The following is an 18,432-nucleotide window of genomic DNA, read 5'->3' on the forward strand; positions in this document are numbered from 1 at the left end:
CCTTGCACGGCGGCCGCTGGTCTGGGCCGCGCCAGTGGCGACCGACTTGGCGCCGCCTTTGAGCGCGGGACTGTCCAGTCCAAGCCATCACAGTCCACACGCCTCCTGTGAGCGCCTCTGAGCTGTACATCGGCCTGATGTCGGGCACTTCGCTCGACGGCATCGACGGGGTGCTGGCCGACTTTTCGGGCCCGCGCATGGTGGTCACGCACCATGCCAGCGCGGGCTTCGCACCGGAGCTGCGGGCCGAGCTGCTGGCGCTCAATACCTCTGGCCACGACGAACTGCACCGCGCCGCGCTGGCGGGCAATGCGCTGTCGCTCGCATATGCCGGGGTGGTGCGCACGCTGCTGGCCCAGAGCGGCCTGCCCGCCACCGCCATCCGCGCCATCGGCGCCCACGGGCAGACGGTGCGCCACCGCCCGCAGGAATTCGACGGCACCGGCTACACACTGCAGTTGGGCAGCCCCGCCCTGCTGGCCGAGCGCACCGGCATTGCGGTGGTGGCGGACTTTCGCAGCCGCGATGTGGCGGCCGGCGGCCAGGGGGCACCGCTGGTGCCGGCGTTTCACCAGGGCGTGTTCGGCCGGGCTGGCGAGACGGTGCTGGTGCTCAACATCGGCGGCATCTCCAACCTCAGCGTGCTGGGCGCGGACGGCAGCGTGCTGGGCTTCGATTGCGGCCCGGGCAATGCGCTGATGGACCACTGGTGCCAGCAGCACACGGGCCAGCCGTACGATGCAGGCGGGGCCTGGGCGGCCAGCGGGCAGGTGCTGCCGGGACTGCTGGCGTCACTGCTGCAAGAACCGTTTCTGCACAAGAGCGCGCCCAAAAGCACGGGGCGCGACCTGTTCAACCCCGGCTGGTTGGCGGCGCACCTGCACGCGTGGGGCGACGCCCGGCCTGTGGATGTGCAGGCAACATTGACCGAATTCACCGCTACCGCCTGCCAGATGAGCGCAAGCAGCTATCAAAAAGATAGTGCATCGCTGGCGGTGTGCGGCGGCGGCGCACTCAACGCCCACCTCATGGCCCGGCTGCAGGCCCTGTGCCCCGCCCTGCGTGTGGTGGCCACCGACGCTCTCGGCCTGCCCGCCCTGCAGGTGGAAGCCGCCGCGTTCGCCTGGCTGGCACGCCAGGCGGTCATGGGCCAGCCGGGCAACCTGTCAAGCGTGACCGGCGCCGTAGGGCCCCGCGTGCTGGGCGCCATCTACCCGGCCTGACAGCCCGTTGCGCTGGGGAGCGATTGCGGCTCCTTGCAGCCGCAGTGTTCTCGCCCGCCTTGTCAGCCCGGCTCTGCCGCATCTGCCGACGCCGCGGCCCGGCTGCTGGTCTTGTCGTGCGGCGACAGTTGCCAGAAGATGGCGGCCGATGCGATGGTGATGAGCCCCATGCACGCAAAGGTGGCCCGAAACGCCGCCAGCGCCTGCCCTGTAGACCCCGCCGGGAACACGTTGGTGAAGGCCGCAAGCACCGCCCCAGCGGACGCCACGCCCATGCCCATGGCCAACATCTGCACCATCGACAGCAGGCTGTTGCCGCTGCTGGCCATGGCGTGCTCCAGGTCTTTGAGCGTGACGGTGTTCATGGCGGTGAACTGCAGCGAGTTCACCGCGCCGAACGCCGCCAGTTGCACGATGTGCACCCACAGCGGCTGCGCGGGGCTCGCCAGCCCGAAGCTGGCCATGGTGACGCCCACCAGCAGCGTGTTGACCACCAGCACGCGCCGGTAGCCAAAGCGGGTGATCAGCGTGGTCGTAAAGCGCTTCATCGACATGCCGGCCATGGCCACGGGCAGCATCATCATGCCGGCCTGCATGGGCGAGTACCCCATGCTCACCTGCAGCAGCAGCGGAATCAAGAACGGCATGCACGAGCTGCCCAGACGCGAAAACAGATTGCCCAGCAGGCCGATGCGCAGCGTGTCTACCGTGAACAGGTTGGGCGAGAACAGCGGGTCCGGCTTGCGCGCGGCGTGCAGCCAGTACGCCACCAGGCTGGCCAGCCCGAAGACCATCAGCACCAGCACGCTGGCCTGGCGCAGGCCCATGCTCGCCAGGCCGTCCAGCGCGAGCGAGAGCGACACCATGCCGAACGCGAGCATCAGGTAGCCCGCCAGGTCGAAGCGCGCGACGAAGGTGACCGGCCCGCCGGGCATGAAGCGCAGCGTGGCAATGCAGCCCACGATGCCCACCGGCACGTTGATGAGGAAGATCCAGTGCCAGGACGCGACCTCCACCAGCCAGCCGCCCAGCGTGGGCCCGATGAGCGGGCCGATCAGCCCCGGGATGGCCACGAAGCTCATCGCCTGCAGGAACTGCTCGCGCGGAAAGGTGCGCAGCACCACCAGCCGCCCCACGGGCAGCAGCAGCGCCCCACCCAGCCCCTGCACCACACGCGCCGCCACCAGCTGGCCCAGGTTCTGCGCCAGTGCGCAGCACACCGAGCCCAGCACGAACAGCACGATGGCCGCCAGGTACACCCGCCGCGCGCCAAAGCGGTCGGCCACCCAGCCCGACGCGGGGATCAGCATGGCCATGGTCAGCGAATACGCCACCACCACCGACTGCATGCGCAGGGGGCTCTCGCCCAGGCTGCGCGCCATGGCCGGCAAGGCAGTGTTGACGATGGTGGCGTCCAGCGTCTGCATGAAGAAGCCGATGGCCACGAGCCACAGCAGCAGCTTGAGCGATTGCGGCGAGGGCGTCGGCGTGGGTGCCGGCATCTGCGTGGTGGACTGTGGCGGGGTCAAGGATGGCTGCTGCATGGACGGCTCACAAGATCGGTGGCAGGCGCGGCGCTGAAAGTCGCTGCAAATTCAGGAGGGCGCCAACGAAAAAGCCGCCCGGAGGCGGCTTGTGTCGTCGGCAGGGCAGCTATCGCAGTGCCCTGCTGGCATGCCCGTGCATCGATCAGGCAGAGAAGCTGGAGCCGCAGCCGCAGGTGGTGGTGGCGTTCGGGTTCTTGATCACGAACTGGGCACCCTGCAGGTCTTCCTTGTAGTCGATCTCGGCGCCCACCAGGTACTGGTAGCTCATGGCGTCGATCAGCAGCGACACGCCATTCTTGGTCATGGTGGTGTCGTCTTCGTTGGTGATCTCGTCGAAGGTGAAGCCATACTGGAAGCCGGAGCAACCGCCACCCTGCACGAACACGCGCAGCTTCAGGTCAGGGTTGCCTTCTTCGGCGATCAGGTCCGCCACCTTGGCCGCCGCGCTGTCCGTGAACAGGATGGGGGCTGGCATTTCGGTCTGGATATTCTCGGCAACTGCGCTCATGGGGTGTCCTTCCGGTTTTCAATTTTGCGGGTAATAGTACTGCAGACCGCTCGGGAATTCACATCACTGCCCGTTTGACGCTAACTTCAGTGGGGGCTTTTCCTCCACCAGCACAGCCACCGGGCACATCTGCCCGGCGATCACGGCCCCCTGGTGCATCTCCAGCGCCTTGTAGTGCACATTGCCTGTGATCTTTGCCTTGGGCTGGAGTTCCAGCAGTTCGGTGGCATGCACCGGCCCCTCCACCTGGCCATTGACGATCACATGGGTGGCGTGCACTGCGCCCTCGACGCGGGCGGTCTCGGAAATCACCAGGATGCTGGGCTGTTCGGGCGCTGCACGGATGTCGCCCACCACCTCGCCGTCGATGCGCATGCCTTCCACGAAGTGAACGTTCCCCTCGATCTTGGTGCCCTGCGCGATCAGGCTTTTGATGGGGGGCTGCTTTTTACGGGAAAACATGGGCAAAACTCCTGGAGAAGCGCGCCGCCCAATCGGCCCGGCGCGCAGCAAAAATAGGGGCCGACGATACCTTGCTCAGGCTTCCTCGCGGCACGAAAACCATGGCACAAGATGCTGAATGGTGCCCCGAATGCGCTCAAGCCGAAGCGCGGGGTCACGGCCACAGGCGCCGTGCGCCCGCTGACAGGGTTTGCCGCCCAGGCAGCACCCCTGCCCTGCCCCGCATCACTCGATGGTCATGGCCTGCACCGCCCGGACCGTGCTGCCTTCCAGCACGCGCGCGGTCACGGTTTTTACCACGGCGTTGGGGGGCAGATCGAGCACCCCTTCGATGCGCCGGTACTGCTTGACCTGCACCGGCTGGCCCTGTGCTGGCTGGGTCTGCGTCCAGGGTTTGCCGTCCTGCGTGCCGGACAGCACCAGTTCCAGCCGGCCGTTGAATTCGGGCGCATTGCGCGTGGCCTGGATGACCAGCACCTGCCAGCGCAACTGCATGCCCCCCAGCACCTCGGCCTGCAGGCTGCGGATGGCCAGGCCTTCGGTCTTGGCCGCGGGGATCAGCTTTTCAAAGAAACCCAGGTCTTCGCGCAGCGTGCGGTTGTCGGCCTCGAGCTGCCGCACCTGCGCCATCAGGTTCTCCTTGGCGGCACGCTCGGCGATCAGCAGGCTGTCGGCGGTGTGGGCCACGGTCTGCTGCTCCTGCCCCGCATCGCGCAGGCTGGTTAGTTCGGCGCGCAGCTTGTTCAGCTCGTCGCGGGAGATGCTGTCGAGGCCTGCAATGGATTTGCCGAACTCGAACGCCCACAGCGCAACCGCGGCGCACAAACCCAGCACCACCGCCAGGGCCAGCCAGCGAAACGGCCAGGGCAGCGCACTGCGGATGGCGACCCGGGGGGCGCTGATGGTCAACCGGCGGCGCAGCAAACGAAGGCGCATGGCTCAGAGCTCCTGCAACAGCCGCTGACCCTGGGCGGCGCTCGTTTGTGCCAAGGCCGTCCGGCCCATCCTTGCCACAGCTTCACCGGCGGGCACCGGGCGGGTGAGCAGGCTACGCACTACCGCTTCTTCATTCAGGGGTTGCAACATGAGAATGGTTCGCAAGGAAAAAGGCGCACCTTAAACGAAAAAACCGCCCTGAGGCGGTTTTTCTGTTCTGTAAAGAGGCTCCGAAGAACCCCCTTGCAGAGCGAAGGCCACGCGAGGCGGCCTCCGGGCAGAACCAAAAGCTTAACGCTTGGAGAACTGCTTGGCGCGGCGTGCAGAGCGCAGACCGACCTTCTTACGTTCCACTTCGCGGGCATCGCGCGTCACGAAGCCGGCTTGGCTCAGTGCGGGCTTGAGCGTCGCGTCGTAGTCGATCAGGGCGCGGGTGATGCCGTGGCGGGCAGCGCCGGCCTGGCCGGATTCACCACCACCGTGCACATTGATCTGGATGTCGAAGGTTTCGACATGGTTGGTCAGTGCGAGCGGTTGCTTGGCGATCATGATCGAGGTTTCGCGGCCGAAATAGGACTGGATGTCCTTGCCGTTCACCGTGATCTTGCCAGTGCCTTTTTTCAGAAACACGCGGGCGACGCTGGACTTGCGACGGCCGGTGCCATTGTTCCATTCACCAATCATCTCAAGGCTCCTTAGATTTCCAGCACTTTGGGCTGCTGGGCGGTGTGGGGATGCTCTGCACCACCATACACCTTGAGTTTCTTGATCATTGCGTAGCCAAGGGGACCCTTGGGCAGCATGCCCTTGACAGCCTTTTCCAGCGCACGGCCAGGGTGCTTGGCTTGCATGTCACGGAAGTTCGTGGCCGTGATACCGCCGGGGTAACCCGAGTGGCGGTAGTACACCTTGTCCAGGGACTTGGTGCCGGTCACCTTGATCTGGGCGGCGTTGATGATGACGATGAAGTCACCGGTGTCGACGTGAGGCGTGTAAATGGCCTTGTGTTTGCCGCGCAAACGGAGAGCAACTTCGCTGGCTACTCGTCCGAGGACCTTATTGGTCGCGTCAATCACAAACCACTCGTGCACGACCTCAGCGGGCTTGGCGCTGAAAGTAGTAGTCATGAGATTCTCTCTATGAAGAGGGTTTGGCGGGTCCTTTTCCACGGTCGGTGCTTCTCTGAAGGAAGCCTCTTAGGTGGCATGAAATCCTCGCCGCGGGACCACAAAAGCGCTGCGAAGCCCTCGATTATACGAATTTACCCCGCGTGCACGCAAGCGGCGTGCGTGCACACGCGGCAAACGGGGCCGGCCACCGGCCCCATGCCCTCAGTTGGGGGTCTGGCGGCGCCGTTGCTCTTCGGCCTCGTAGCGGCGCCGGCTCTCTACGCAAATGGGGTGCGCGGAGTGCGAGGCTTTCTGGCATTCCTGGTGGATGCACATCGGCCGCGACAGGAAATTGGCATCCGCACAGCTTTCCTGCGGCGACTGCACCCGGGGCGGCGTGGGGCGGGGCCGGGGCTCGGCCACCACGGGCGCAGGGGGTGGCGCGGGCTCTTCGTGCACCACGACGGGAGCGGGGGCCGGCTCGGCCACAGGCCGTTTGGCGGTGCGTGCGGGTTTGGTCGCAGGCGCCGAGGCAGCGGCAACGGCAGGCACCGGCGCTGCGGCCGTCGCAGCGGCCGCACTGGCCGTGGCGTCCGACGCAGCGGATTCGGCGGCAGGGGCCCCTGCAGCAGCGTCGGTCAGGGCGGCGTCCACCACCGCGGGGGCCGGGGCTGCCGGTTCGGCCATCTCGGTGATGATGTCATCCTTGGGCGCCTTGTCGCTCTGGGCCCAGCGCAAGCCACCAGCGGCAGCCACCACCGCAAAGACGGCCACCGCAATCCAGGCCACGATGGGCACGCGCTTGCCGCTCTTGCCAGGCTTGGCCGCAGCGCGCGACCCTGCATCGCGGTCGGCATGCTTGGCACGGGTCTCCGCCGCGGCCTTGCCGTGGCCCTGCTCGCCCATGCTGCGGTAGGTCTGGGGGTCGTCGTAGCGCGAATCGTCCACCACCGAGTCGCCCGCGTCGATGAACACGGTGTCCCCGGCGTCGGCCGCCACCGTGTCCGGCCCCATCATCACCGTGTCGCCGCCCAGGTCGACCGTCGTGTCCGTGCCAAGGCCCCCGGCATCGCCCGCAGCGTGGCCATGGGCGGGGCCCGCGGCGTGCAGGGCGCCGTCCGGCAGCGCAACGCGCGCGGCCTGGGCCTGCAGTTCACTGACGGCGTCCGACGCAGACGTCACATCCACCGTGGGCGTGACCTGACCGGGGCCGGGCCGGTCGGCAGGCTCCACCCAGATGTCGCCCAGGTCGGCTCTGAAATCGAAATGCTCACTGCCCTCCGGAGCCGTGGTCATCTCCATGATCTGCAGGAACTCGTCGATGCTCTGCGGCCGGTCTGCGGGGCGCAGCGCCAGCGACTTGGCGATGGCAGCGACAAAGGGCGCCGAATACTCCACCCCGAACTGGCGCTTGACCGTCCGGGCCACGCGGGAGAACGACACCATGCGGTCGCGGATGGAACGCAGCGTGGCCGGCAGGGGCGTGTCGTTGCACAGGCAGCCGTGCATCACGGCGGCCAGCGAATACAAATCGCTCCACGGACCCTGGCGCAGCTCCTCGTCGCCGTCGGAATACTGCTCGATGGGCGCGTAGTTCACCTTGAGCACGGCCGTGTGCTTGCGGTCCTGGTCGTTGATGGCGTGGCGGGCGGCCCCCAGGTCCAGCAGCACCGGCGGGCCGTTGTCCTGCAGGAAGATGTTGTCCGGCGAGATGTCGCGGTGCAGCGTCTTGCCCTCGTGCAGCACGCGCAGGGCGCCCAATATCGACCACAGCAGCTTGCGCAGCCAGGCCTCGGACGGGGGCGTGCGCATCTGGGCGCGGGCCTGCTTGAAGGTCATGCCGGTATACAGCGGCATGACCATGTAGGCGGTGTTGTTGGCTTCCCAGAAGCGGAAGACCTTGACCAGCGAGGGGTGGTCGAACTGCGCCAGCAGCCGCGCCTCCCCCACGAACGACGCCAGTCCGGCGCGGAAGGTCTGCTGGTCGGACGACGAACGCACCCACAGCGACTGCCCTTCGGAGCGCCCCGCCAGCGCGGACGGCATATATTCCTTGATGGCCACAGCCCGGTGCAGCGAGTGGTCGAAGGCCTTGTAGACCATGCCAAACCCGCCCACGCCCAGCAGCCCCAGGATCTCGAACTCGGCCAGCCGGGTACCGGGCGGCAGCGCATCCGTGTGGCTGATACCGCTGGCAGGGGCAGAGGCGGGGCTGGAGACTGCGTTCATGTTGAAGAGTGCGTGGCGTGCATGCGTGCTTGCATCGGCAACGCCCTGAGGTCAAGGCGGCTGCAGGCGGAATGATGAAGCATGCGGTTACGGTTGCTGAAACAAAAGGCTTTCTGTCTGCAAAAAACATCACGCTTGGGCAAACAACCCGATTGTGCCGCGCCCGGCCTCTCCGCACCACCGGACACCATGACGAAACGGCATCGGATCATGACATCGCCACGGAAACGCCCTGTGCACAGCCGTCCCGGCGACCTGAAGCTCCTGGCAGCCATGGCGGGGCGGGCCTGCCGGCGGGATGCGCCACCGCGACCCGCACCCGTTACCATTGGACATGTTCAGTTATCGCCACGCCTTCCATGCAGGCAATCATGCCGATGTGCTCAAGCACACGGTCCTGATCGCCGCCCTGCAATACCTTATCGAAAAAGATGCGGCCCTGACCGTGCTGGACACCCATGCCGGCGCCGGGCTGTACCGGCTCGATGGCGACTATGCCAACACCAGCGGCGAAGCGGCCGACGGCGTGGTCCGCCTGTTCGCGCCCGAGGCCCCCGCCCTCACTCCCGCACTGCAGGCCTACGTGGACCTGATCCGCGGCTTCAATCAGGGCAACGCGCTCAGGGTCTATCCGGGCTCGCCGTTCATCACCCAGCGCCTGTTGCGCGACCACGACAAGCTCAAGCTGTTCGAGCTGCACCCGACCGACCTGCGCTCGCTGGCGGGCAACGTGGCCCAGCTCGAAGCGGGCCGCCAGGTGGCCGTGCTGCATGAAGACGGGTTTGAAGGCATCAAGAAGTTTTTGCCCCCACCGGCCCGCCGCGCCTTGGTGCTGTGCGATCCCAGCTACGAAATCAAGACCGACTACGCCAAGGTGCTCGACATGGCGGCAGACTCGCTCAAGCGTTTTGCCACCGGCACCTATGCCGTCTGGTACCCCATCATCCCGCGCCCCGAGGCGCACGACCTGCCGCGCCGCCTGAAAACCATGGCCACCAAGGCGGGCAAGAGCTGGCTGCACGCCACGCTCACCGTCAAGTCCAGCAAGATCACCAGCGATGCCGCGGGCGACACCAAACGCCCCGGCCTGCCGGCCAGCGGCATGTTCCTGATCAACCCGCCCTTCACCTTGAAAGCCGCGCTGAAAACCGCGCTGCCCCAAATGGTGGAACTGCTGGCGCAGGACAAGCACGCAACCCACACGCTCGAATCCGGAGGCTAGGCCAGCAAGGCGCCCTGGAGTCGCCTACGGCGCCTCCCCCCCAAGGGAAACACGCCTGCAGTGACTTGGCAAAGCCGGACCCACGATGGCGCTGGAGGGGGCCAGGGTGCCGTGTGCACCGGCGGGAAGTGGCCCCCGACTCTCGCCCTTCGCCTTTAAGGCGTCGGGCAGTCGCGCGCGCCGTCGTCCAGCGCGAACAGCTCCACCGGCTTCAACCCCAGCCCCACCATGCCCAGCACCTCGGCAGCTCCGCGGCTAAGGTCGATAACGCGCTTGCGGGTGTGGGGGCCGCGGTCATTGATGCGGACCACCACCGAGCGCCCCGTAGCCTGGCTGCGCACGCACACCAGGGAGCCAAAGGGCAGCGTGGGATGGGCAGCGGTCAGGGCTTTCATGTCGAACAGCTCTCCACTGGCCGTGCGCCGCTTGTGGAATTTGGCCCCGTACCAGGATGCAAGCCCCACTTCATCGGCAGAGAGGTCCAACTGCGTGCCCGGGACGATCAGGGGCACGATCAGCGGCGCATCGGCCGGGGGACGCTCGGGGCGAACCGGGTCGATCAGCATGGCCTCACCCGGCACGCTCAGCAGGTTGGGCGCCAGAGCATCGGCTTCTGCCGAAAACCCCTGCGCCCACACCGGCGCGGGGCCGCACAGCGCCGCCAGAGCGACCGTGCCACCCAGCACCGGCACGGCCAACAACGCGCGCGGCCATCGCTGGCGCCACAGCCCGGTGACCGCGGACCACGGGCCCTGCAGCAGCGCGGCGCGGTGCCCCTGCCGCATCAGATCCCCAGCCTGCGGCAAATCTCCAGGGTCGCAGCGCTCTGGTTCATGGTGTAAAAATGCAGCGCCGGCACGCCCGCACTGCGCAGCCGGTCGCACAGGTCGGTTACCACATCCAGGCCAAAGGCCTTGATGCTCGCCGTGTCGTCACCAAACGACTGCAGGCGCAGACGGATCCAGCGTGGAATCTCGGCGCCGCAGGCATCCGAAAAACGCATCAGCTGCGTCGAGCTGCCAATCGGCATGATGCCCGGCACCACAGGCACCTCGGCGCCCAGGCGCTTGGCCTCTTCCACGAACCGGAAGTACGCGTCGCTGTTGTAGAAGTACTGGGTGATGGCAGAGTCCGCCCCTGACTGGACCTTGGCGACATACGCCTTGAGGTCTGCCTCCGGCGACCGCGCCTGTGGGTGCACCTCCGGGTAGGCCGCCACCTCGATGTGAAAGTCGCGCCCCGTCTCCGCCCGGATGAAGGCCACCAGGTCGCTGGCGTACTGGAACTCGCCGCCGGCACCGTAGCCGCTGGGCAGATCGCCCCGCAGGGCCACCAGGCGCTTCACACCCATGGCCTTGAGCTGGGTGAGCTCTTCGCGCACCGACTGGCGCGTGGCGCCAATGCATGAGAAGTGCGACGCGGCGCTCACGCCCTCGGCCAGGATCTCGCGCACCGTGCCGAAGGTGCCCTCCTGAGTGGAGCCGCCCGCGCCGTAGGTCACGGAGCAAAAGTCCGGGTGCAGCGCGTACAGCTGCTGGCGCGCGGCCCGCAGCTTGTCGGCGCCTTCGGGCGTCTTGGGGGGAAAGAACTCGAAGCTCACCGGAAAGCCGGTGCCTTGTGCGCTGGCAGCATTCATGCAGCAGCTCTCCTCGCAGAAACAAAAAATTCTCGATTGCCGTCGCCGCCGTCGATCGCGCTGGGGAGCCAGTCGCTCACCACCAACCCCACGTCGGCGCAGCAGTCGCGGATGCGCTTTTCGACCACCGCGTACAGCGCCTCGTCGCGCACGATGCCGCCCTTGCCCACCTGGCCCGGCTGCAGCTCGAACTGAGGTTTGACCAGCATCAGCAGCGAGCCGCCCGCCTTCAGCAGCGGCACCAGCGCCGGCAACACCAGCGTGAGCGAAATGAACGACAGATCGCCGGTGATGACGTCGAACTCGGGCGTGATGTCCACCTGCTCGAGCCCCGCCTTGCGCTGGCGCTTGGTGGGCACGATGCCCTCGGCGCGCGCGCGGGCCTTGGCGGCGCGCTCGGCCTTGAAGGCCTCGACATCCTGCTCGCGGGCGTCATCGGTGTCGTCGTATTCCTCGTCCACCTCGCCACCGTTGCGCATCCACGCATAGGGCGCCACGGGCTGGGTGTCGTTGTCATCGACGTCGGTTTCCACATGCTCGGACAGCGCTTCTTCGCTCGCGTCCTGCAGCGATTGGGCCGTCATGGCGCGAGCGTTCAGCCCCTCCACACCGACCACACGCGGATCGTTGCGCAGCCGCTCGTGCAACTGGCCGTGGCCCACATCGACGCCGATCACCTGGGCCGCGCCGTGCTGCAGCAGGCAGTCGGTAAAGCCCCCGGTGCTCTGGCCCACGTCCAGGCAGCGCAATCCGTCCACCGACAAGCCGGTGGCCTTGAGAGCCCCTTCCAGCTTCAGGCCGCCGCGCGAGAGGTACTTGGCCTCGGCGCCATCCAGCAGCTCGACCAGGGCGATCTCGGGAATGTCGTCGCCGTTCTTGCCCACCTTCTGCCAGGGCATGCCCGGCGACAGGCGCCACTGCACACCCGCGGCAATGAGCCGCTGGGCCTGGGACCGGGTCGCGGCATGCCCGCGCTCTACCAAATACACATCTGCGCGCATCGCGCCCGTCCTTCTTATGAATAAAAATAGCCGCTACCGCTTGCTCAGCAAGCGCTACCAGCTATATTTTGTATAGCAAACCCAAGTACACCCAGCACGCGCCACTGATGCAGCAAGCTGCTACGCCAAGTGCAGGGGGCGACCCATCTGATGGCAGATGGGTCCTTGCGGCAGGCATGCAACAAAGCTGCAGAGCCTCAACCCGCCGCTCGGCAGCCTAGCCGGTCAGCCCCAGCGCCCAGCTCAGGCCGAGCCCACGCGCAGCGCCCTACCGGGATCAATACCGGTACGTATCAGGCTTGTAAGGGCCTTGCTTGGCCACGCCGATGTAGGCAGCCTGCGTGTCGGTCAGCTCGGTCAGCTGCGCGCCGACCTTCTTCAGGTGCAGGCGGGCGACCTTTTCGTCCAGGATCTTGGGCAGCACGTACACCTTGCCGGCTTCGTAGTCGCCTTGCTTGGTGAACAGCTCGATCTGGGCGATCGTCTGGTTGGCGAACGAGCTGCTCATCACGAAGCTCGGGTGGCCCGTGGCGCAGCCCAGGTTCACCAGGCGGCCCTTGGCCAGCAGAGTGATGCGCTTGCCGTCCGGGAAGATCACGTGGTCGACCTGGGGCTTGATTTCTTCCCACTGGTACTTCTCGATCGACGCGACGTCGATCTCGTTGTCGAAGTGGCCGATGTTGCAGACGATGGCCTCGTTCTTCATCGCGACCATGTGCTCGTGGCGGATCACGTCCTTGTTGCCGGTCGTGGTCACGAAGATGTCGGCCTTGTCGGCAGCGTATTCCATGGTCACGACCTTGAAGCCTTCCATCGCGGCCTGCAGGGCGTTGATGGGGTCGATCTCGGTCACCCACACCTGGGCGCGCAGCGCAGCCAGCGCCTGGGCGCAGCCCTTGCCCACGTCGCCGTAGCCGGCCACCACGGCGACCTTGCCGGCGATCATCACGTCGGTGGCGCGCTTGATGCCGTCCACCAGGGATTCGCGGCAGCCGTACAGGTTGTCGAACTTGCTCTTGGTGACCGAGTCGTTCACGTTGATCGCGCGGAACAGCAGCGTGCCCTTGGCGGACATCTCGTTCAGGCGGTGCACGCCGGTGGTGGTCTCTTCGGTCACGCCGATGATCTCGGCCGACTTGCGGCTGTACCAGGTCGCGTCTTCGGACAGCTTCTTGCGGATGGAGGCGAACAGGATGCGCTCTTCTTCGCTGGCGCCGTTGCCGGCCACCAAAGATGCATCCTTCTCGGCGCGCTGGCCCAGGTGCATCAGCAGCGTGGCGTCGCCGCCGTCGTCCAGGATCATGTTGGGGCCTTCGCCCGGCGTGCCCTTGGCACCGAAGTCGAAGATGCGGTGGGTGTAGTCCCAGTAGTCTTCCAGCGACTCGCCCTTGACGGCGAACACCGGCGTGCCGCCCGCAGCGATGGCGGCGGCAGCGTGGTCCTGCGTGGAGAAGATGTTGCAGGAAGCCCAGCGCACATCGGCGCCCAGCGACTTCAGGGTCTCGATCAGCACGGCCGTCTGGATGGTCATGTGCAGGGAGCCGGTGATGCGGGCGCCCTTCAGGGGCTGGGCGGCAGCGAATTCCTCGCGGATCGCCATGAGGCCGGGCATCTCGGTCTCAGCAATGGCGATTTCCTTGCGGCCCCAGGGGGCCAGGCCGATGTCGGTGATGACACAGTCGGTGTTGACGGGTGCGTTGACGCGTGCGTTCATGATGGTTTGCTCCAAAGCATGTTTGAAAAAACCACTGGTCGGGGGATTGCCGAAGGCTCACCACGCGAGAAGTGGTTGAGCGTCGTTGCTGGATGACTCCGAGCCTCACGCCCCGCCTGTGCTGGGGACGCTGCAACGCTCCTCGGATCGGCGGATTATAAAAGCAAGTGCGGTAGCGCGGCCAGAGCAGCGCGGCCCACCCCGGCGCAAACCTGGCAGCATTGCGCCCCGCACATGCCCCGCACACGCCCTGCAGACCGCAGAATCAGGCAGCCCTGCGCCTAGCGGGCGCCAGCGTTGCAGACCCTGCGGCCGCACCGCCGCAAGCGCCGCAGCGGACACCGTTAAAATCCCGCGATTCGGGCGCATGCGCCTGCCGCGCCGCCAGCCGCAGAGCCCTGCCGCAGCGAGCCTCGACTCCCCCTTCTGGAACCCCCTGTGTCCTACGCCCCCGAAACCCGGCGCCGCCGTACCTTTGCCATCATTTCCCACCCCGATGCGGGCAAGACCACGCTGACCGAAAAGCTGCTGCTGTTCTCGGGCGCGATCCAGATCGCCGGCGCCGTCAAGGGCCGCAAGGCCAGCCGGCACGCCACGTCGGACTGGATGGAGATCGAAAAGCAGCGCGGCATCTCGGTGGCCTCGTCGGTCATGCAGATGCTGTACCGCGAGCACGTGATCAACCTGCTCGACACACCCGGCCACAAGGACTTCTCGGAAGACACCTACCGCGTGCTCACGGCCGTGGACTCGGCCCTGATGGTGATCGACGCGGCCAACGGCGTGGAAGCGCAGACGCGCCGCCTGATCGAGGTCTGCCGCCAGCGCGACACGCCCATCATCACGTTCGTGAACAAGATGGACCGCGAAGTGCGCGACCCGCTGGACATCATGGACGAAGTGGAGCGCGAACTGGGCATGCCCTGCTGCCCCATGACCTGGCCCGTGGGCCAGGGCAAGGCCTTCGGCGGCATCATCAACCTGCGCACCAAGACCATGACGGTGTTCGAGTCCGGCAGCGAGCGCCGCCCGCAGGACTTCGAGGCCATCCCCCTGTCCGATGAGACCACGCTGCGCGCACGCTTCGGCGCCGAGTTCGATGCCGCGCTCGAAAGCATGGAACTGGCCGTGGGCGCATCGCCCGCGTGGGACCACGAGGCCTTCCTGGCCGGCAAGCTGACCCCCGTGTTCTTCGGCTCCGGGGTGAACAACTTCGGGGTGATGGAGGTGCTGGACGCCCTGGTCGACATGGCCCCTCCTCCCGGCCCGCGCGTGAGCACGCTGCAGGTGAACAAGCAGCCCGTGGTCAAGACCATCCAGCCCGAGGACGAGGGCTTTGCCGGCGTGGTCTTCAAGGTGCAGGCCAACATGGACGCCAACCACCGCGACCGCATCGCCTTCGTGCGCGTGGCCTCCGGCAAGTACACGCCCGGCATGAAGCTCAAGGTGCAGCGCAGCGCCAAGGAACTGCGCCCGACATCGGTCGTGACCTTCATGTCGCAGCGCCGCGAGGCCGTCGAAGAGGCCTATGCCGGCGACATCATCGGCTTTACCACCCACGGCGGAGTACAGCTGGGCGACACCATCACCGATGGCGCCAACCTGCAGTTCACCGGCCTGCCGTTCTTCGCACCGGAAATGTTCATGACCGTGGTGCTCAAGAACCCACTGCGCACCAAGCAGCTCCAGCAGGGCCTGGCCCAGCTGGGCGAAGAAGGCGCCATCCAGGTCTTCAAGCCCGACGCCGGCGGCAACATGCTGCTGGGCGCCGTGGGCCAGCTGCAGTTCGAAGTGGTGCAGCACCGCCTGAAGGCCGAATATGACGCCGACGTGCGGCTGGAAGGCTGCCAGTACACCGGCGCGCGCTGGATCACGGCCGACAACGCAGCCGACCTGCGCGCCTTCACCGACGCCTACCCGCTGCGCCTAGCGCACGATGCGGCGGACACGCTGGCGTACCTGTGCACGTCTCCGTATGACGTGCGCTTGGCGCAGGAGCGGTTTCCGAAGATTCATTTTCATCCGCTGCGGGAGCATGCGGGGTTGGCTTTGCAGGCCAGCGCATGAGCGCCCCGAACTCCGTGCAGGCCCCCACAGGGGCGCCATCCCCAGCCACCCACCCGGGCAACAACTTCGACGCGATCCGCATCGTGGCCGCGACGATGGTGCTGTACAGCCACCACTTCGCACTCACGGGCCAGATGGAGCCGTCTTTCTTTGGCATCCACAGCCTGGGCGGACTGGCCGTCACGATCTTCTTCGTGCTCAGCGGTTATCTGGTGAATGCGAGTTGGCAGAGAGATCCAAACCTCTGGCGGTTCGGGCTTCGGCGGTTTTTGCGCATCTGGCCTGCCCTTACCGTCGGCGTTGTATTGACCGCCTACGTGTTGGGCGCCTGGGTCACGCAACTTCCGTTGAAGGAGTACCTGACACACCGTGCAACGGCCAACTACCTACAGGCGCTGGGGATGAAGATCCACTTCGTGCTGCCCGGGGTGTTTGAGAACAACCCCTACCGCCTCGGCGTGAATGGGTCGCTGTGGACCATTCCCATCGAAGTACGCTGCTACATCGTGTTGGGCCTGGCGGGTTTGATCGGTCTGCTCAAGTACCGGCCCGTACTGCTTTTGAGCATTGCGGTTCTGATCGGCTGGTTTCTCGTCCGCAGCAATCCTGACGTGACAGGCACGGTTCACCATGGCCGCGAGCTGAGCGCGTTCTTCTTGGCCGGCGCCGCACTTTACACCCTTGAGCCGTACTGGCACCGTCGGCCAGTGCTGTGGGGCGGAGCCATCGCTCTTGCAACTGCTGCAGTGTGGATGGCGGGCTGGCGGCATAGCGCGTTGCTACTGGGGCTGCCGTTTTTCATCATCTACGCCGGAACGCAAACCACAGCGTACATCCGGCGCGCTGGCCGGTGGGGAGATCCTTCCTATGGCATTTATCTGTTCGCATTTCCCATCCAGCAAACCGTCATTCAGTATGGCTGGCCGCAGCTGGGATTCGCAGGGACTCTGTTCATATCGCTCACCATTACCGTGGCGCTGGCGTACGCCAGCTGGCATCTGGTGGAAAAGCAGGCTTTGAGATTCAAGCCGTCGTCCTCGCAGGCGTGGTTTGGCGCGCCTGCCATGCGCGCCGTCAAAACCCGCTTTCTGGCGCTGTCCGAGCTGCAGTACTTCGCCATCGTCCTGGGGTTCATTGGTGTCGTGTATGCCGCATGGCTCGTTGCCTCCTGGCCCGGAATTCTGGGGCAAGACAGCCTCGCCATCATGCTGGAGGTCGACACCGATCGCGTGCACCAAGCCAACAAGCCGGCATTCTGGTATCTCTATGCACTGCTCACCTACGGAGCAACGGGACGTGTGGAAGTACCTATCGCGTTACAGATGCTGATTTGTGCAGCAGTGTGCGCCCGTATTCTGGCTTGGATGCTGACGCGGCGCATGTGGAAGAGTTTTGCCTACTGCCTCGTGTTCGTCGCTCTGGCGCCCAGTGTGGTGTATTACTCCAGCAGCTTCTACTCAGACGGCATCTACGCGATTGCACTGAGCGGCATGCTGTTCGAAGTCTGGCGGAGCATCCGCCACCGCAGCGTAGATTTGCCGTCGCTGCTGATTCTCTTCGTTACCGTACCGTTTGCAATCTTTGGACGGCCCAACGGGGTGCTGAACCTGATCCCCCTAGTGGCGATGGCATGGGTACTGTCCACGCCCCACAGGGTTCGAATGGGATTGGTCATCGTTCCTTGGCTTGTCGTCGGTTTTGGTAGCCAGCTCGCCTATAAGTACGAAAACCCTATTGGTTCGGTATTCCCGCTCGCACTGTATGAAACGGTGGGATTCCTGGAAGACAGACCGATGGGATTGTGGGAACACAACCAACCGCGGGTCACCGCCAAAACTGTCGAGGCACTCACCTCCACCGGCCAATCGCTGGACAAGATCCGCGAGTTCCACGACCACTATTACTGGGACCCGTTGATCTTCTTTCCTGCGGGCCCAGCGCTTCTGTCGCTTTCGAACAAATCCAAAAGAACCATCATCAAGGAGTTCTTCAAGTACAACCTGTGGCACAACTTCCCTGCCTTCATGGCCAGCCGTGTCAACATCTTCCTGTACTCGGCGATGGCAAACGGCGGCATACCCGGCCCGCCAGCTACCGCGCAAATACTGCCGCTGACCCAATCAGTATCGAGTGTGCAGCCCCTGAAGTTCTCGCCGCGCAAGTATCTTCACGCCTGGTACGACTTTTCTATCCAGCACAGGGCACTCCTGTGGGCCCCCTGGGGTGGGCTGGTGTTGCTGATGTTTGCCCTTCGCCGCTCGCTGGCGCGACGCGACAAGATTGCGGCCCTGATTTCAGGCACCTACGCCGTGCAACTGATCGCCATATTCATCTTTTCGATCGCGGGCGAGTACCGGTATCTCCTGGCATTCTTCACCGCGCCGTTGGTTCTGCTTCCCGTCATTTGTGGGTCACCGGATAGAGAGAATGCCTAAATTCACCATCGCGCTCACCCTGCTTTGTGTGCTGTCCATCAGCGTGGGGCAAATCCTGTTCAAGAAAGCGGCTGGCGCGTTTGCAGCGCCGCTGACATGGCAGGCGTTCGTTTTCAATGGCTGGCTTATCGCGTCACTGATTCTTTATGGCATCACGACGCTGGGCTGGGTATGGATCCTGCGCAACGTGCCCCTGCACCTCGCCTACCCGTTCATGGGTTTGGCCTTCCTTATAGTCCCCACGCTGGCCTGGATGTTCCTCGGCGAGCCGCTGCATTGGCGCACGCTGGCAGGCGGAGCGCTGATCATGCTGGGCGTGGCGTTGGCATCCACCAGTTGAGAA

General features: G+C 65.5%; 16 protein-coding genes and 1 riboswitch. Of the genes, 5 read left to right on the forward strand and 11 right to left on the reverse strand.

Annotated elements, in window-relative coordinates; genetic code table 11:
- Positions 1-107: 107 nt before the first annotated feature.
- Positions 108-1,223: an anhydro-N-acetylmuramic acid kinase gene (locus tag ACSQ3N_RS22555; protein WP_436147517.1), complete on the forward strand. Its 1,116-nt coding sequence runs from the start codon at positions 108-110 to the stop codon at positions 1,221-1,223.
- A 62-nt stretch (positions 1,224-1,285) separates the two neighbouring features.
- Here ACSQ3N_RS22555 and mdtD read toward each other — a convergent pair whose 3' ends face one another.
- The 7 genes from mdtD to ACSQ3N_RS22590 all read right to left on the reverse strand — a co-directional run bounded on the left by mdtD (position 1,286) and on the right by ACSQ3N_RS22590 (position 8,014).
- Positions 1,286-2,725: a multidrug transporter subunit MdtD gene (gene mdtD, locus ACSQ3N_RS22560; RefSeq protein ID WP_436147999.1), complete on the reverse strand. Its 1,440-nt coding sequence runs from the start codon at positions 2,723-2,725 to the stop codon at positions 1,286-1,288.
- Positions 2,726-2,912: 187 nt separating this feature from the next.
- Positions 2,913-3,278, reverse strand: a complete 366-nt coding sequence (gene erpA, locus ACSQ3N_RS22565; protein ID WP_008907234.1) for an iron-sulfur cluster insertion protein ErpA — start codon at positions 3,276-3,278, stop codon at positions 2,913-2,915.
- A 63-nt stretch (positions 3,279-3,341) separates the two neighbouring features.
- Positions 3,342-3,740, reverse strand: coding sequence for a bactofilin family protein (locus ACSQ3N_RS22570; RefSeq protein WP_056162836.1), 399 nt, complete (start codon positions 3,738-3,740; stop codon positions 3,342-3,344).
- Between the two features lie 225 nt (positions 3,741-3,965).
- Positions 3,966-4,676: a DUF6776 family protein gene (locus ACSQ3N_RS22575; RefSeq protein ID WP_056162833.1), complete on the reverse strand. Its 711-nt coding sequence runs from the start codon at positions 4,674-4,676 to the stop codon at positions 3,966-3,968.
- A gap of 291 nt (positions 4,677-4,967) precedes the next feature.
- Positions 4,968-5,360, reverse strand: a complete 393-nt coding sequence (rpsI, locus tag ACSQ3N_RS22580; RefSeq protein ID WP_056162830.1) for a 30S ribosomal protein S9 — start codon at positions 5,358-5,360, stop codon at positions 4,968-4,970.
- A gap of 11 nt (positions 5,361-5,371) precedes the next feature.
- Positions 5,372-5,803 (reverse strand): 50S ribosomal protein L13, encoded by a 432-nt coding sequence (gene rplM, locus ACSQ3N_RS22585; protein WP_056162827.1) that lies wholly within the window; start codon positions 5,801-5,803, stop codon positions 5,372-5,374.
- Positions 5,804-6,007: 204 nt separating this feature from the next.
- Positions 6,008-8,014: a serine/threonine protein kinase gene (locus ACSQ3N_RS22590; protein ID WP_436147518.1), complete on the reverse strand. Its 2,007-nt coding sequence runs from the start codon at positions 8,012-8,014 to the stop codon at positions 6,008-6,010.
- Between the two features lie 334 nt (positions 8,015-8,348).
- Here ACSQ3N_RS22590 and ACSQ3N_RS22595 point away from each other — a divergent pair, with 334 nt between their 5' ends.
- Positions 8,349-9,236 (forward strand): 23S rRNA (adenine(2030)-N(6))-methyltransferase RlmJ, encoded by an 888-nt coding sequence (locus tag ACSQ3N_RS22595; protein WP_056162823.1) that lies wholly within the window; start codon positions 8,349-8,351, stop codon positions 9,234-9,236.
- Between the two features lie 155 nt (positions 9,237-9,391).
- On the opposite strand, the gene ACSQ3N_RS22600 is transcribed toward ACSQ3N_RS22595, so the two are convergent.
- From ACSQ3N_RS22600 to ahcY, 4 genes are all read right to left on the reverse strand, one after another.
- Positions 9,392-10,021: a septal ring lytic transglycosylase RlpA family protein gene (locus ACSQ3N_RS22600; RefSeq protein ID WP_436147519.1), complete on the reverse strand. Its 630-nt coding sequence runs from the start codon at positions 10,019-10,021 to the stop codon at positions 9,392-9,394.
- Positions 10,021-10,872, reverse strand: coding sequence for a methylenetetrahydrofolate reductase [NAD(P)H] (gene metF / locus ACSQ3N_RS22605; protein ID WP_436147520.1), 852 nt, complete (start codon positions 10,870-10,872; stop codon positions 10,021-10,023). The genes ACSQ3N_RS22600 and metF overlap by 1 nt, the downstream gene beginning before the upstream one ends.
- A complete protein-coding gene (locus ACSQ3N_RS22610) occupies positions 10,869-11,873 on the reverse strand; it encodes a TlyA family RNA methyltransferase (protein ID WP_436147521.1) in 1,005 nt (334 codons plus the stop codon). The genes metF and ACSQ3N_RS22610 overlap by 4 nt, the downstream gene beginning before the upstream one ends.
- A 277-nt stretch (positions 11,874-12,150) precedes the next feature.
- Complete coding sequence (ahcY, locus tag ACSQ3N_RS22615) at positions 12,151-13,587, reverse strand: adenosylhomocysteinase (protein WP_056414449.1); 1,437 nt, start codon at positions 13,585-13,587, stop codon at positions 12,151-12,153.
- 70 nt (positions 13,588-13,657) lie between these two features.
- Positions 13,658-13,737: riboswitch (S-adenosyl-L-homocysteine riboswitch) on the reverse strand.
- Between the two features lie 288 nt (positions 13,738-14,025).
- Here ahcY and ACSQ3N_RS22620 point away from each other — a divergent pair.
- From ACSQ3N_RS22620 to ACSQ3N_RS22630, 3 genes are read left to right on the forward strand one after another with little or no spacing between them, the layout of a single operon-like run.
- Positions 14,026-15,654, forward strand: a complete 1,629-nt coding sequence (locus ACSQ3N_RS22620) for a peptide chain release factor 3 (RefSeq protein WP_056414312.1) — start codon at positions 14,026-14,028, stop codon at positions 15,652-15,654.
- Positions 15,651-18,089 carry an acyltransferase family protein gene (locus ACSQ3N_RS22625; RefSeq protein ID WP_436147522.1) on the forward strand — a complete coding sequence of 813 codons (2,439 nt, stop codon included), beginning with the start codon at positions 15,651-15,653 and terminating at the stop codon, positions 18,087-18,089. Before ACSQ3N_RS22620 ends, ACSQ3N_RS22625 begins: the two co-directional genes overlap by 4 nt.
- Positions 18,082-18,429 (forward strand): hypothetical protein, encoded by a 348-nt coding sequence (locus ACSQ3N_RS22630; protein WP_436147523.1) that lies wholly within the window; start codon positions 18,082-18,084, stop codon positions 18,427-18,429. Before ACSQ3N_RS22625 ends, ACSQ3N_RS22630 begins: the two co-directional genes overlap by 8 nt.
- Positions 18,430-18,432: the final 3 nt, after the last annotated feature.

The organism is Acidovorax sp. LjRoot194, assembly GCF_964253015.1.
Lineage (GTDB): Bacteria > Pseudomonadota > Gammaproteobacteria > Burkholderiales > Burkholderiaceae_C > Acidovorax.

Bases quoted from the DNA above. Each gene is read 5' to 3' on its own strand.
- rplM (WP_056162827.1), bottom strand. From the start codon at position 5,803: ATGACTACTACTTTCAGCGCCAAGCCCGCTGAGGTCGTGCACGAGTGG.
- mdtD (WP_436147999.1), bottom strand. From the start codon at position 2,725: ATGCCGGCACCCACGCCGACGCCCTCGCCGCAATCGCTCAAGCTGCTG.
- ACSQ3N_RS22625 (WP_436147522.1), top strand. From the start codon at position 15,651: ATGAGCGCCCCGAACTCCGTGCAGGCCCCCACAGGGGCGCCATCCCCA.
- ACSQ3N_RS22575 (WP_056162833.1), bottom strand. From the start codon at position 4,676: ATGCGCCTTCGTTTGCTGCGCCGCCGGTTGACCATCAGCGCCCCCCGG.
- ACSQ3N_RS22595 (WP_056162823.1), top strand. From the start codon at position 8,349: ATGTTCAGTTATCGCCACGCCTTCCATGCAGGCAATCATGCCGATGTG.
- ACSQ3N_RS22570 (WP_056162836.1), bottom strand. From the start codon at position 3,740: ATGTTTTCCCGTAAAAAGCAGCCCCCCATCAAAAGCCTGATCGCGCAG.
- ACSQ3N_RS22610 (WP_436147521.1), bottom strand. From the start codon at position 11,873: ATGCGCGCAGATGTGTATTTGGTAGAGCGCGGGCATGCCGCGACCCGG.
- erpA (WP_008907234.1), bottom strand. From the start codon at position 3,278: ATGAGCGCAGTTGCCGAGAATATCCAGACCGAAATGCCAGCCCCCATC.
- ACSQ3N_RS22590 (WP_436147518.1), bottom strand. From the start codon at position 8,014: ATGAACGCAGTCTCCAGCCCCGCCTCTGCCCCTGCCAGCGGTATCAGC.
- rpsI (WP_056162830.1), bottom strand. From the start codon at position 5,360: ATGATTGGTGAATGGAACAATGGCACCGGCCGTCGCAAGTCCAGCGTC.
- ACSQ3N_RS22600 (WP_436147519.1), bottom strand. From the start codon at position 10,021: ATGCGGCAGGGGCACCGCGCCGCGCTGCTGCAGGGCCCGTGGTCCGCG.
- ahcY (WP_056414449.1), bottom strand. From the start codon at position 13,587: ATGAACGCACGCGTCAACGCACCCGTCAACACCGACTGTGTCATCACC.
- ACSQ3N_RS22630 (WP_436147523.1), top strand. From the start codon at position 18,082: ATGCCTAAATTCACCATCGCGCTCACCCTGCTTTGTGTGCTGTCCATC.
- metF (WP_436147520.1), bottom strand. From the start codon at position 10,872: ATGAATGCTGCCAGCGCACAAGGCACCGGCTTTCCGGTGAGCTTCGAG.